We start from the raw sequence: 13,536 nt of genomic DNA, 5'->3' as shown, positions 1-13,536 counted from the left end.
TTCAATCGCGCAGCTGCTCGTCCATCAGCGCGCGCAGGATGCGCAGCGAGGGCGCCTCGGTGCGCCGCGCCAGCGTGACCAGCGCGAAGCGCGCCACGCGCTTGAGGGCCGGGCGCATGTCGAGTTCGACCAGCTCTGGCGCGGCGGCGCGGATGGCCAACAGCACGGCATCGCTTCGGCGGGCCACGTCCACCAGGCTTTGCAGCTCCTCGCATTGCAGGGTGACGCAGGCATCCGGGTGCGCCTGCGGCCCATAGGCTTCGACGAGGGCGCCGGCGACCTGGTCGCTCAGCGGCGTGGAGGCGATGGGATAGCGCTGCACGTCGGCAAAGCGCACGCCGCTGCGCTTGCGCGCGAGCGGATGCCCGGGCCGGCACATGAACACGCCGCGCATCTCGCGCACCGTGTCCATCTTCAGGTCGGGAGCGGGCTTGAGCGAGAGCGCGTCCACCACCAGCGCGTCCAGCGTGCGCGCCCGAAGGGCCTGCAGCAGCAGATCGGTCTGGCCGCGCGCCACCACCACCTTCACCCGGGCATGGCGCTCGGCCATGCGCATCAGCAGTGGGGTCATCAGCATGGCGCCCGGCCCCGAGCCCATGCCCACGCGCAGCTCGCCGCCCTCGGCCTGGCCCATGAGGCGTGCGCTGTCGTGAAGTTCGTCGGCATCCAGCGCCAGCTGCCGGGCACGCTCCAGCACCTGCCTGCCGAAGGGCGTCAGCTCGTTGCGCCGGCCGATGCGGTCGAACAGCGGCACGCCCAGTTCGTCCTCCAGCGCGCGGATGCTGCGGCTGAGCGCGGGCTGCGTCAGGTGCATGGCCTGCGCCGAGGCGCTGAAGGAGCCGGTGGTGGCCAGCGAGATCAAGTGGCGGATCTGCACCAGGGTCATGGCGTCGGTTCGGATGAGTTCGACTCATGCTAATGCATAGAACAATGCATTGGACGGCCTGTTGGGCCGCTCCTACGATGAAACGGCGCCCACTTCCTATTCACCCATGCGGCGCGCTCACAACCCACGGAAAGCGACCGACCCATGACGAAGTCCTTGTTCCTGCGCAGGCGCGCCCTTCTCGCCTGCGGCCTGCTGGCCGCGGCCGGCGTGGCGTCCGCCCAGCAGATCTCCGGCGCCAAGCCGGTCAGCCTGATGGTTCCCTACCCGGCCGGCGGTCCCTCCGATGCCATCGGGCGCATCTTCGCCACGCCGCTGGGCCGGGAGCTGGGCCAGCCGCTGATCGTGGAGAACCTGGGCGGCGCCAGCGGCGCCATCGCGGCCCAGAAGGTGCTGGCCGCGCCGGCCGACGGTCACTACCTGTTCCAGGGCTCGCCCAACGAGGTGATCCTCTCGCCGCTGGCCAACGCGGCGGTGAAGCTCAAGGCCGAGGACTTCCGGCTGGTGGCGCCGGTGGCCGAGGCGGTGATGGTCTTCGTCACGCGCAAGGACCTGCCGGCCAACAGCGTGGACGAACTCGTCGCCCTGGCACGCAAGAATCCGGCCGCGCCGCTGAACTATGGCAGCGTGGGCATCGGCTCGCTCTACCACCTGCTGCTGGAGAAGGTGCAGTTGCAGACGGGCATCAAGCTCAACCACGCGCCCTACAAGGGCAACGCCCCGCTGCTGCAGGACATCGCCGGCGGCCAGGTCGACTTCGCGGTGCTGGTCTACAGCACCGCCATGGGCACCATGGCCGAGCAGGGGCGCCTGAAGGTGATCGGCCAGCTGGGCGCGAAGCGCTCGGAGCTGCTGAAGAACGTGCCTGCGATGAGCGAGACCAGGGAGCTCAAGGACTTCGACTACAAGACCTGGAGCGGCCTGATGGTGCCCCGCAAGACGCCCGAGGAAGCGGTGCAGCGCCTGCACAAGGCCATCGGCGCCACGCTGGCGGACCCTGGGGTACGCTCGCAACTGGCTGCGCAGACGCAGCTGGCATCGGCCCCCATGTCGCTGGAAGAGGCGCAGAAGTTCTTCGAGAACGAGACCGCCCGCTACCGTGACATCGCGAGATCCATCAACCTGCAACCCCAATAGGCATCGATCGAATGATGAGCACCCTGCTTGAAGACCTGCAGCAGCAGTCCGCGGAATTCATCGGCATCCGCCGCGACATCCATCGCCACCCCGAGCTGGCCTTCGGCGAGCACCGCACCGCGGCGCTGGTGGCCCAGAAGCTCGAGGCCTGGGGCTACCAGGTGGAGACCGGCCTGGGCGGCACCGGCGTGGTGGGCCGCCTGGTGCGCGGCGACGGCAAGCGGCACCTGGGCATCCGCGCCGACATGGACGCCCTGCCCATCGACGAGGCCACCGGCCTGCCCTATGCCAGCTGCCACCATGGCGTGATGCACGCCTGCGGCCACGACGGCCACACCGCCATGCTGCTGGCCGCCGCGCACCACCTGGCCACGCGCGGGCGCTTCACCGGCACGCTCAACCTGATCTTCCAGCCGGCCGAGGAAGGCGGGGGCGGCGCCGTGCGCATGATCGACGACGGCCTGTTCGACAAGTACCCCTGCGAAGCGGTCTTCGCCATGCACAACATGCCCGGCATCCCGCAGGGCCGCTTCTCGCTGCGCGAGGGCGCGGCCATGGCCTCGTCGGACTACGCCACCGTCACCATCCGCGGGGTCGGCGGCCACGGCGCCATGCCGCACCGCACCGCCGACCCGGTGGTGGCCGCTGCCAGCACCGTGATGGCATTGCAGAGCGTGGTCTCGCGCAACATCGATCCGCTGCAGATGGCGGTGGTCACGGTAGGCGCCATCCACGCGGGCAAGGCCAACAACGTGATTCCGGCCAGCGCCACGCTGGAGATCAGCCTGCGCGCGCTCGACCGCGATGTGCGCGCCCTGCTGGAGCAGCGGATCAAGGCCATCATCGCCGCGCAGGCCGAGAGCTTCGGCTGCGAGGCGGAGATCGACTGGCGCAAGGGCTACGCGGTGCTGGTCAACACGCCGCAGGAAACCGCCTTCGCGCGCGAGGTGGCGCTGGAACTGGTGGGCGCCGAGCGCGTCACGCTGCAGGGCCCGCCGCTCACCGGCAGCGAGGACTTCGCCTTCATGCTGGAGAAGGTGCCGGGCAGCTACCTGCTGATCGGCAACGGCGACGGCGACAGTGCCGGCGCTTGCATGGTGCACAACCCCGGCTACGACTTCAATGACGACAACGTCGCGCTCGGGGCAGCCTACTGGGTGCTGCTGGCCGAGCGCTTCCTCAAGCAGGCCTGATCAAGGCAGGAAGTTCAGCGTCTCCGGCAGCGGCGGCACGACCGGCATCTCGAACAGCGGGCCGGCTGCATCCGGGTCGATCACCGTCGCGCCATCGGTCGCGAAGAACAGCGCAATCTGCGTCTGCGCCGCCACCGCCAGCGGCGCAGCCGCCGCGACACCGATGTTGGTCAGGAAGGTGTGCGGGTTCTTCGGAATCCCTGCGTTGGCCGCGAAGGCCAGGTCGTTGCGATAGAACAGCGCCCGGTCCTGCAGCTGCCCCGCCCGCAGGATCGCGGTGGTGGTCGGGTTGGGCACCGTCTGGTCACCCTTGGCGAACTGCAGGATCACCGGCTTGGCCACGTTTCCCGGCAGCGGCTGCTTGCGGATGTAGGGCGCGTAGCTCACCGGGTTGCCGGTCTGCTGCACCCACTCGTTGTTCTCCAGCACCAGCTGGATCGCGGCCGCGCCCGGCACGTTGTTGACCAGCGGCGGCACATTGCGCAGCGGGATGTTCTCGTTGAAATTCACCGGGATCGGCAGCGCCTGCGTCGGCGGCAGGTTCAGCAGCTGCGGCTGGCGCGTGGCCAGCGCCAGGCCGGTCAGCGGCCGGAAGGCGCCCAGGCGCGCCACCTCGGTGATGGAGCCACCCGGCACGTTGGGCACGCCGGCACGCACCGCGCCTTCCACGCCCAGGAAGATGGTGCCGTAGATGCCGCCGAAGGACTGGCCCGCGTAGTAGATGCGGTTGCGGTCGATGTCCACCGAACCGTCGCCCTCCACGTCGATGCCCGCCTGGATCTGGCGCACCAGCTGCATCAGGTCCACCACCGTCTGGCGCAGGCCGTCGCGGCTGGAGACGATGGTCTGCGCGCCCACCGCGCCCACGCCCTCGGTGGAATCGATGGTGCCGTTGCCGTCCTGGTCGAAGCCGCGGCCACCCGAAGGCAGCACCACCGGCGCGCCCCCGGTCGGCAGCACGTTGAGCGTGCCCTGCGCGCCGCCGCCGTGGCCCACCACGCTGATCGCCATGGTGGCGATGCCGCGCGAGGCGAAGACCGAGGCCACCGTCCACGGCGCGCCGTACATGCTGTCGGTGAAGCCGTGGCCGAAGAGCGCCACTGGCCAGCCGCCCGCCGGGCGCGCGCCGCTGGGCAGGAAGATCTCGACCAGCAGGTCGTTGCTGCCTTGCGGCGAAGGCTGCCCGAGCAGGGTGCCGGTGGCGGGGATGACCCGCTCCGCGTTCATGTAGTCGGGCGAACGGAAGGTGGCGAAGGCCACGCGGCCGACGGCCCCCGGCACCACCTGCAGCGCCGGCGTCGGCACGAAGGACGACGTGAAGGCCGGCGCCGTGCCGGTCTGGCGGTTCCATTGGATGCCGGTGAGGCCGGCCACCGGGAACACCGCGCGCACGCTGCCCGAGTTGCCGATCATGAAGTTCAGCGGCGCGGGGTTGGAGCGGCGGATCTGGTCGCGGATCTTGCGCAGGTCCGCGCTGATGCTCTGCGTGGTGAACAGGCTCAGGCCCACCACGGCGTTGCGCTCGGGGCGGACCCAGCGGTCGGCCTCCTGCAGCTGCCGGCGGTAGTCCATGGTGTCGCGGTCACGGTCGTGATCGCGATCGCGGTCGCGGTCGTTGTCCTTGCCCAGGTTGCCGTAGCGGCCACCCTCGATGCGCTTGCCCTGTGCGTCGCGGATGCCGTTGGTGATCACCAGCACGTAGCGGGTGTGCTCCTGCAGCAGCTCGTCCGATTCCGCCACCAGCGTCTTGCTCGCCACGTCCCACGACACCTGGTTGATGCCCACCTCCTGCCCGAAGCCGCGGCCCGAGAGCGTGTCGCCCAGGTTCAGCAGGTACAGCGTGTCGCTGTTGACGGTGGCCGGGTCGATGTCGCCGGTGAAGGGGACGGTGATGCGCGGCTGGGTGTTGAAGCCGTCCAGCGTGTTGATGACGTCGATGTCCTGGCAGTCGGACACGCGCACCGCGCAGTCCGGCTTGGGCAGCTTCACGCGCCGGAAGGTGTTCTGCGTCCAGTCCGGCACCGTGAAGCGGTCGCTGGGGAAGGGGCTGGTGGACGGGCTGTCGAAGTCCATCTTCACGCTGACGCCTGCGGCCAGCGACAGGGCGGGAACCGCGACCAGCGCGGCCAGCGGCAGCAGGCGGCGCGCGCGCCGCACGAACGCTCGAACTTGCATCGATGTCTCCTGACCAAAGTCTTGGGGTTGTTCTGACCGCAGCAGGAGCACTGACCAACAAGCCGGCTGCGAAAGGCTCGCCGCCAGTTTTATATAGTGTGAAGGAAGTCGCAGCCAGCTAGGGTTAGCCCCGCTGACGGCGACTATCGGGCGGCTTATTCGCGAACCGTGCCGCGCGCTTCGCCGAAGCCGATGCGCACCGCGCCGTCGCGCTCGCACCAGCCGCGCAGGATGAGCGTGTCGCCGTCTTCCAGGAAGGTGCGCTTCTCGCCGTTGGGCAATTCGATGGACTGCTTGCCGCCCAGCGTGAGTTCGATCAGCGAGCCGCAGGCATCCGGCGTGGGGCCCGACAGCGTGCCCGAGCCCAGCAGGTCGCCCGGCTGCAGGTTGCAACCGTTCACCGTGTGGTGCGCCACCAGCTGCGCGGCGGTCCAGTAGGCCGCCTCGGCGACGCTGCCCTTGGTCAGCCGATGCGGGGCCGTGCCTGCTTCGCGCATCTTCGCGGTCTGCAGCAGCACCTCGACCGTGATGTCCAGCTGGCCGCGCTCGCGGTTGCCGGGCGAGTCGAGGTAGGGCAGCGGCTGCGGATCACCTTCGGCGCGCGTGAAAGCGGAACGGAAGGGAGCGAGCGCTTCCATGGTCACGATCCAGGGCGACACGGTGGAGGCGAAATTCTTCGACAGGAAGGGGCCCAGCGGCTGGTATTCCCAGGCCTGGATGTCGCGCGCCGACCAGTCGTTGATCAGGCCCACGCCGAACAGGTGCGACTCGGCCTCGGCCATGGGCACCGGCTCGCCCAGCGCGTTGCCGGCGCCGACGTAGAAGGCCAGCTCCAGCTCGTAGTCCAGGCGCTTGCAGGGGCCGTAGCTGGGCTCGGCTGCGTCAGGCGCCTTGGTCTGGCCCTTGGGGCGCTTGAAGTCCTGGCCGCTCACCACGATGGAGCTGGCGCGGCCGTGGTAGCCGATGGGCACCCATTTGTAGTTGGGCATCAGCGGCTGGTCGGGGCGGAAGAGCTTGCCGATGGTGGTGGCGTGGTGGATGCCGGTGTAGAAGTCGGTGTAGTCGCCGACCTTGCAGGGCACGGTGAACTCGCACTGGGCCTGCGCCAGCAGCGCCTCGGACCAGGCAGCCTTGTCGCCGCTGCCTTCACGCAGGCCTTCGGAGATGCGACGGCGCAGGGCCTGGCGCTCCTCGGGCTTCGCCGCCATCAGGGCGTTCATGTCGTCGGTGTCGATCACGCCGGCCACGCGCAGGTCCAGCACCTGGTCGCCGATGGCCACGCCGATGCGCCAGCCGCCGTTGCTGCCGGCCGGACGGAAACGCCCGAAGGGCAGGTTCTGGATGGGGAATTCCGCGCCGGTCTCGTTGGCGGAGGCAACCCAGCTCTTGAGCTCGGGGTCGTGGGTGGCGTCGATGTCGTACATGTGGATCTCTTCGTGTTGGGCAGGCTCTGGCTCAGGCGGGCTTGAACTGGTCCTTGAGGCCAGCCCAGCAGTCGGCGTAGTCGTCGTCGAGCACCGGGCTGTTCAGCGCGGCCTCGGTGGGAATGAAGCGATAGCGGCTCTCGAACATGAAGGCCAGCGTGTTGTCCAGCTTCTGCGGCTTGAGGTCCATGTGGCTGGCCTTGTCGAAGGCTTCCTCGTCGGGGCCGTGCGGCACCATGGCGTTGTGCAGGCTGGCGCCGCCGGGCTTGAAGCCGCCCGGCTTGGCGTCGTACTCGCCATACACCAGGCCCATGAACTCGCTCATCACGTTGCGGTGGTACCAGGGCGGACGGAAGGTGTTCTCCATCACCAGCCAGCGCGGCGGGAAGATGACGAAGTCGCAGTTGGCCGTGCCGGGCGTGTCGCTGGGCGAGGTGAGCACGGTGAAGATGGACGGATCGGGATGGTCGAAGCTGATCGAGCCGATGGTCATGAAGTTGACCGTGTCGTACTTCACCGGCGAGAGGTTGCCGTGCCAGGCCACCACGTTGAAAGGCGAGTGGCTGGTGGGCGCGGTCCAGAAGCGGCCGCCGAACTTCTTCACCAGTTCGTAGGCGACCTCGCCCTCGTGCTCGTAGGCGGCCACGGGCGCCTGGAAGTCGCGTGCGTTGGCCAGGCCGTTGGAGCCGATGGGGCCCAGCTCCGGCAGGCGGAACTGCGCGCCGTAGTTCTCGCACAGGTAGCCGCGCGAGGGGCCGTCGGGCAGCGCCACCTTGAACACGACGCCGCGCGGCACCAGGGCGATCTCGCCCGGCTTCACCTCCAGCACGCCCATCTCGCTGGTGATGACCAGGCGGCCCTGCTGCGGCACGAAGAGGATCTCGCCGTCGGCATTGACGAAGGCGCGCTTCTCCATCGAGCGGCCGGCCAGGTACATGTGGACCGCGATGCCCAGCTGCGCGTCGGCATCACCGTTGGCGGCCAGCGTGTGCACGCCGTCGACGAAGTCGATGTCGGCGACATTGGCCGGCAGCGGCGCCGGGTGCCAGCGCATCGGCTCGGGCGGCACGGCCACCTCGCGGTCGCCGCCGGTGCGCCAGCTCGCTTGCGCATAAGGCTTGTAGCGGCCGGCCACCACCGAGGGCTGGCGGCGGTACACCCAGCTGCGGCGGTTCTCGTGCCGCGGCGCGGTGAAGGCAGTGCCGGAGATCAGCTCGGGGTACAGGTCGAAGGGCGCGCGCTGCGGGCTGTTGCGGCCCTGCGGCAGCGCACCGGCCACCGCCTCGGTGGCGTACTCGTTGCCGAAGCCGCTCTGGTAGCGGCGCTCCGTGGTGTGGGAAGAACTCATGGCGGTGCTCTCGTCGTCGAATGGATGATGGATTCAGGCCTCGCGCGCGGCGGCCAGCGCCTCGCGCAGGACCGGCAGCGCGCCGATGTGGTTGGCCAGAAGGAGCACCAGGCGCGCGTTGAGCGCATGGCTCTGCTCGGTGCTCAGGCCCTGGTGGGCCTCGATCAATGCCTCGTAGAAGTCGTCGGGCGACTCCAGGTGCGCGTCGGTGATCAGGTGCTGGGTGCTGCTCATCTCGATGTCCTTCAAGCGGCTGCGCGCTCGGGCGCGGGCACGCGGCCCAGCGCGCGCTCCAGTGCGGCGCCGATCGCCTGTGCATCGGCATGGCGCCAGCGCGCGCACACGTGCTGGTCGGGGCGCAGCAGGTAGGCGGTGCCGGGCTGCGCGTCGAAGCGCTGAGCGGCGACCGTGTGGGCCTCGTCGAGCGGAATCCGCACCACGTTCACCTGGGCACCCAGCGCGTCCACGCGCGTCTTGCCATCGCCCTCGCCGAAGACCAGCAGGTTGAACTGGTGCGGCGCGAGCGAGCGCAGCAGCCAGCCCGTGCTGCCATCGGCGCGCAGCACCGGCGCATCGGCGGCCGAGGCGCCGGGGACCATGGCGCCGGCGAAGGCATCCGCATCCGGCGCGCTCAGCGGCGAGCCACGCAGCACGGTGGCGGTCGAGAGCCGTCCGCTGTTGACCAGCGTGCGCGCGAACACATGCTTGTTCGACAGCGCCAGCACCGCGTCGCGGTACAGCCGGCTCACCTCGCTCTTGGGCGTGATGAAGTCGGTGGCACGGGTCGAGTGGCGGATGTTCTCGTCGGCCGCGTATTCGCGCTCGCTGCCGTAGCTGTCCAGCAGCGTGGGCGGGGCCTCGCCGCGCAGCACGGCGGCGAGCTTCCACGCCAGGTTCTCCGCGTCCTGCACGCCCGAGTTGGCGCCGCGCGCACCGAAGGGCGACACGCCGTGCGCGCTGTCGCCGGCGAAGAGCACGCGGCCGTGGCGGAAGCGCTCCATGCGCTGGCAGGCGAAGGTGTAGACGCTCGCCCAGCCGATCTCGAACTGCGCCTGCGGGTGGCCGATGCTGTCGAGCAGGGCCCGCACCCGCGGCCGGATGCGCTCATGCTGGCGCTCGGCCACCGGGTCGGCGTCCCAGCCGAGCTGGAAGTCCACGCGCCACATGCCGTCGGCCTGCCTGTGCAGCAGCACGCTCTGGCCAGGATGGAAGGGCGGCGCGAACCAGAAGCGGCGCTCGGTCGGCAGTTCCACGTCCATCGAGATGTCGGCGATCAGGAAGCGGTCGCGGAACACGCGGCCCTTGGCCTCCTGTCCCAGCAGCGCCCGCAGCTGCGAGCGCGAGCCGTCACAGGCCGCCACGTAGTCGGCGTCCAGCTCGTAGCGGCCCTCGGGCGTCTCGATGGTCAGGCGCACGCCGTCGTCCTGCTGCACCAGGCCGGTCACCTTGTTGTGCCAGCGCAGCTCGATGTTTGGAAGCTGTGCCGCCTGCTGCACCAGGTAGCCTTCGACGTAGTACTGCTGCAGGTTGATGAAGGCCGGGCGCTCGTGGCCTGCCTCGGGCAGCAGGTCGAAGCGGTACACCTCCTCGGTGCCGAAGTAGACCCGGCCCACCTTCCACGACACGCCCTTGTCCACCATGCGGTCGGCGCAGCCCAGCCGGTCGAAGACCTCCAGCGTGCGCTTGGCGAAGCAGATGGCCCGCGAGCCGGTGGACAGCGCACTGCCGCCTTCCAGCACCAGCACCGGCACCTTCTTCTGCGCCAGGTCGATGGCCAGGGCCAGGCCCACCGGGCCGGCGCCCACCACGACCACCGGGCGGCGCCCCGGCACGGCGGCGTCCTGGTCGGCGTGGCGAACGTAGTCGAACGCGACTTGCTGATAGTCGAGTGGGCCGGCCGCGTCGGCGGCGGCAGCGGCGGCGAAGTCCTTCAGGTTCATGGCGATGCGGCCTTCCCGCCTCGACTCAGTTTTCCAGCGCCTTCCACATCTCCACGTCGCGCTCGGCCGTCCAGATGCGCGGGTCGACGTGCTTCGTCGACTCGTCGTAGCAGCGCGTCACGTCGAAGGGCAGGCAGTGGTCGAAGATGACCCAGTGGCCGTACTTGGGCTTGAGCGCCGCGTAGGTGTCCTTGTAGACCGCGTTCAGGTCCTTGCCCGCGGCCACGCCGGCCTTCACCGAGGCGTGCATGTCGGCGATGAAGTCGCGCGTTTCGCTCAGGCCCTTGCTCACTTCCTCCGGCGTGGTCAACGCCGCGCCACGGCCGGGCACCAGCACTTTTGGCTTGAGCGCGGCGAGGTTGTCCAGCGTCTGCGGCCAGTCCTTGAAGTAGGCGTCGCCCGCGTAGGGCGTGGCACCGAACTCCACCAGGTCGCCCGACAGCAGGGCCTTCTCGCCGGGCAGCCACACGATGGTGTCGCCCTTGGTATGGCCGCGGCCCAGCTGCAGCAGCTGCACTTCCAGCTTGCCCAGCCACAGCGTCATCTTGCCGGTGAAGGTCATGGTGGGCCAGGTCATCCCCGGGGGCACCGTCTCCACGTTGGAGAACAGACGCGGGAAGCGGCCGATCTCGCTGGCCTTGTCCTGCTCGCCGCGCTCCACGATCAGGTCGTAGGTGTCCTGGCTGGCGATGATCTGCTGGGGCTGGTAGGCGCTGGCGCCCAGCACGCGCACCGCGTGGTAGTGCGTCAGGACGACGTACTTGATGGGCTTGTCGGTGACCTCGCGGATGCGGCGGATCACGTCCGCGGCCATGGCCGGCGTGGCCTGCGTGTCGGCCACCAGCACGGCGTCGTCGCCGATGATGATGCCGGTGTTCGGGTCGCCCTCGGCGGTGTACGCCCAGGCGTGCTCCGAGATCTGGCTGAACGTGACCTTCTTCTCTTCGAGGTCGGCCTGGCTGGCGAATGCCTTGGTGGGCTGCTGGCTCATCGTGTGTCTCCTGTTCGTCTAAGGTAAACGAATTCGCATTGAACGAATTTTGCCGGAGTGTAGGACCGCAATCAGATAATGTCTAATGCTTTTTGTATCAACGAATTTCTCCTGAGGGGCGAATACCGTGGCCACTGACTCCAACCAGCGCGGCATCCAGAGCATCGAGGTGGGCGGCCAGCTCTTGAAGGCGCTGGTGCACCACGGCCGCCCCATGGCGCTCAAGGACCTGGCCCGCGAGGCCGACATGGCGCCCGCCAAGGCGCACCCGTACATGGTCAGTTTCGGTCGGCTGGGGCTCATCGAGCAAGACCGCAGCAATGGCCACTATCAGCTTGGGCCCTTGGCGCTGCAGCTGGGGCTGATCAGCCTGCAGCAGGCCAACCCGGTGCACGTGGCCACGCCGCTGATCGCCGAGCTGTCGCAGCAGATCGGGCAGACGGTGGCGATCGCGGTGTGGGGGGCGCGCGGCTCGACCATCGTTCGGGTGGCGGAGTCGCCCTCGCCGGTGCATGTGAACATGCGGCACGGCACGGTGTTCTCGCTCACCAGCACCGCGTCGGGCCGGATCTTCGGTGCCTACCTGGCCAGCGAGGTGGTGAAGAAGATGCTGGAGGAAGAGCGCCGTCGAGGCGGTGCCGGCGACGAGCCCGGCATGCCGCCGGCCCCGGCGGTTCCGCCCTGGAACGAGTTCGAGGCCAGCCTGGACGAGGTGCGCAAGCACGGCCTCAGCCGCTCCGAGGGCGAGGTCATCCCGGGCATCAATGCGATGTCGGCGCCGGTGTTCGACCACACCGGGGCGATCGTGCTGGCGCTCACGGTGATCGGTCCGGCGGGCGTGCTGGACACGGCCTGGGATGGCCCGCTGGCGCGTGCCCTGTCGGGCTGCGCCAGCGAGGTCTCGCAGCGGCTCGGGGCGCTGGCCGTCAGGCCGGCTTCATGAACCCCACGTCCTTCGGATAGTCGTAGGTCACGCTGGCGCCCGCGGTTTCGTTCGCCGTCAGCGAACCGCCGAAGTTCTTCAGGTTGGGCAGGATCTCGGCCAGCTGCGCGTCGTTCAGGCCGAACCACTTGCCCATGGTGGCGCCGTACTGGTCCACCGAGGTGGTGGGAATAAGGCGGCCCTGGCCCACGTGGCCCTCGTAGCCCGCGAGCTTGCTGTCGTTGATGATGCTCACCGGCGGCGCGTAGCCGTAGATGGCGTTGCCCTTGACCGCGCCGCCCACCATGAAGTGGTGGTTGCCCCAGCCGTGGTCGGTGCCGTCGCCGTTCGACGCCAGCGTGCGGCCGAAGTCGGAGGCAGTGAAGGTCGTGACCTTGTCGCCCAGGCCGGCGGTGGCCATGGCGCCCTGGAAGGCCGACATCGCATCGCTGAGCTGCTTGAGCAGCGGCCCCTGGCTGCCGATAAGGTTGTCGTGCAGGTCGAAGCCGCCCATGGAGACGAAGAACACCTGCCGCCTGGCACCCAGCGCGCCCTGTCCGCGGATCAGGCGCGCCACCATCGCCAGCTGGCGGCCCAGGCCCGTGTCGGGAAAGGAGCCGGCTGCGCCGGTGTTGTTGATGGGATAGGTGACACCGCTGATGGCACTGGTGATCTGGCCTTCGGCGTCCACCGCGCGCTTTGTCACCTTGTTGTATTCGTTCTCCAGGTTGTGGCTGCGCGCCTGCTGCGCGAGCTGCGCCATGGCGGATTTCACCGTGTTGGAGCCGAACACGCTGCCGGTGCCGCTCACGCTGTTGATCTTCACCGCACCGCCGGTGCTCACCTGGTATTGCAGCGCGTTGTCGCCCGACAGGAAGACGGCGTTGCCCGACACCGAGATGCAGGTGAACAGCGAGTTGCCGTTGCCGCCCATCACCAGGTCGCCGATGTTGCCGCCCCAGCCGATGGTGGAGCCCTCGGGCGAGGACGACTGCCAGGTCGACTGCTGGTCGTTGTGCGAGAAGAGCTTGGGCGGCGCCGGGTACAGCTTCTTGTTGCTGTTGTTGTAGAGCGCGCGCGACAGCGGAACCACCAGCGGGCCCACGTTGAGCTGCACGGCCGCCGTGCCGGCATCGAACAGGCCCTTGAGCGCGGTCATCTGCGGGTGCAGCGCGAATTGCCGCCCATTGGGAAGGGCCACGGTCGGATTGAGCGCCGTGGCGGCCAGCGCCGTGTCCTTGGCGATGGCGATGCCGCCCGAGGCCTGCGGCACGCGGATGGTGCTGTACTGGTTGTAGCTCAGGTCGTCGTAGGGAATGACGGTGTTGGAATAGTCGCAGCCGCCATACAGGAAGACGCAGACCAGCGCCTTGTAGTCGGTGGCCGTCTGCGCGGCGGCATCGCTCATGGCCGACAGGCTCAGCGCGAAGGGCGTGGCGGTGCCGGCCATGGCCAGCGCGCCGGAACGTCGCAGGAAGGCGCGGCGGGTGTGGCCCTTGGGATCGATGTAGTGCATGTGG

The 13,536-nt window shown here is 69.1% G+C and carries 11 protein-coding genes; 3 read left to right on the top strand and 8 right to left on the bottom strand.

Going from position 1 to position 13,536, the window contains the following annotated elements; all coding sequences use genetic code 11:
• Position 1 precedes the first annotated feature (1 nt).
• Positions 2–886: a LysR family transcriptional regulator gene (locus tag BM345_RS09335; protein WP_093378233.1), complete on the bottom strand. Its 885-nt coding sequence runs from the start codon at positions 884–886 to the stop codon at positions 2–4.
• A gap of 144 nt (positions 887–1,030) precedes the next feature.
• Between BM345_RS09335 and BM345_RS09330 the strand changes: the two genes are divergently transcribed.
• Together BM345_RS09330 and BM345_RS09325 are read left to right on the top strand one after the other, a co-directional pair.
• The gene (locus tag BM345_RS09330; protein ID WP_093378231.1) at positions 1,031–2,023 is read left to right on the top strand and encodes a tripartite tricarboxylate transporter substrate binding protein; all 993 of its coding nucleotides are present in this window, start codon (positions 1,031–1,033) and stop codon (positions 2,021–2,023) included.
• 14 nt (positions 2,024–2,037) lie between these two features.
• On the top strand, positions 2,038–3,216 hold the full coding sequence (locus BM345_RS09325; RefSeq protein ID WP_093378441.1) for a M20 aminoacylase family protein: 1,179 nt from the start codon (positions 2,038–2,040) through the stop codon (positions 3,214–3,216).
• On the opposite strand, the gene BM345_RS09320 is transcribed toward BM345_RS09325, so the two are convergent.
• The 6 genes from BM345_RS09320 to BM345_RS09295 all read right to left on the bottom strand — a co-directional run bounded on the left by BM345_RS09320 (position 3,217) and on the right by BM345_RS09295 (position 11,094).
• The gene (locus BM345_RS09320) at positions 3,217–5,391 is read right to left on the bottom strand and encodes an Ig-like domain-containing domain (RefSeq protein WP_093378228.1); all 2,175 of its coding nucleotides are present in this window, start codon (positions 5,389–5,391) and stop codon (positions 3,217–3,219) included.
• 155 nt (positions 5,392–5,546) lie between these two features.
• Positions 5,547–6,815, bottom strand: coding sequence for a fumarylacetoacetase (gene fahA / locus BM345_RS09315; RefSeq protein ID WP_093378225.1), 1,269 nt, complete (start codon positions 6,813–6,815; stop codon positions 5,547–5,549).
• Between the two features lie 31 nt (positions 6,816–6,846).
• On the bottom strand, positions 6,847–8,163 hold the full coding sequence (hmgA, locus tag BM345_RS09310) for a homogentisate 1,2-dioxygenase (RefSeq protein WP_093378223.1): 1,317 nt from the start codon (positions 8,161–8,163) through the stop codon (positions 6,847–6,849).
• A gap of 33 nt (positions 8,164–8,196) precedes the next feature.
• Complete coding sequence (locus BM345_RS09305; protein WP_093378438.1) at positions 8,197–8,397, bottom strand: DUF2783 domain-containing protein; 201 nt, start codon at positions 8,395–8,397, stop codon at positions 8,197–8,199.
• An 11-nt stretch (positions 8,398–8,408) separates the two neighbouring features.
• A complete protein-coding gene (locus tag BM345_RS09300) occupies positions 8,409–10,103 on the bottom strand; it encodes an FAD-dependent oxidoreductase (protein WP_093378220.1) in 1,695 nt (564 codons plus the stop codon).
• Between the two features lie 25 nt (positions 10,104–10,128).
• Positions 10,129–11,094, bottom strand: a complete 966-nt coding sequence (locus BM345_RS09295; protein ID WP_093378217.1) for an MBL fold metallo-hydrolase — start codon at positions 11,092–11,094, stop codon at positions 10,129–10,131.
• A gap of 127 nt (positions 11,095–11,221) precedes the next feature.
• On the opposite strand from BM345_RS09295, the gene BM345_RS09290 reads away from it, so the two are divergent.
• Complete coding sequence (locus BM345_RS09290) at positions 11,222–12,037, top strand: IclR family transcriptional regulator (RefSeq protein ID WP_254789658.1); 816 nt, start codon at positions 11,222–11,224, stop codon at positions 12,035–12,037.
• Here BM345_RS09290 and BM345_RS09285 read toward each other — a convergent pair.
• Complete coding sequence (locus BM345_RS09285) at positions 12,021–13,532, bottom strand: DUF1501 domain-containing protein (protein ID WP_093378215.1); 1,512 nt, start codon at positions 13,530–13,532, stop codon at positions 12,021–12,023. The genes BM345_RS09290 and BM345_RS09285 overlap by 17 nt on opposite strands.
• Positions 13,533–13,536: the final 4 nt, after the last annotated feature.

Origin of the sequence: Variovorax sp. OV329, assembly GCF_900114785.1 — a bacterium.
Taxonomy (GTDB): Bacteria; Pseudomonadota; Gammaproteobacteria; order Burkholderiales; family Burkholderiaceae_C; genus Variovorax.
The sequence above is the reverse complement of the archived record's forward strand: the minus strand, read 5'-3'. Positions and strand labels throughout refer to the sequence as shown.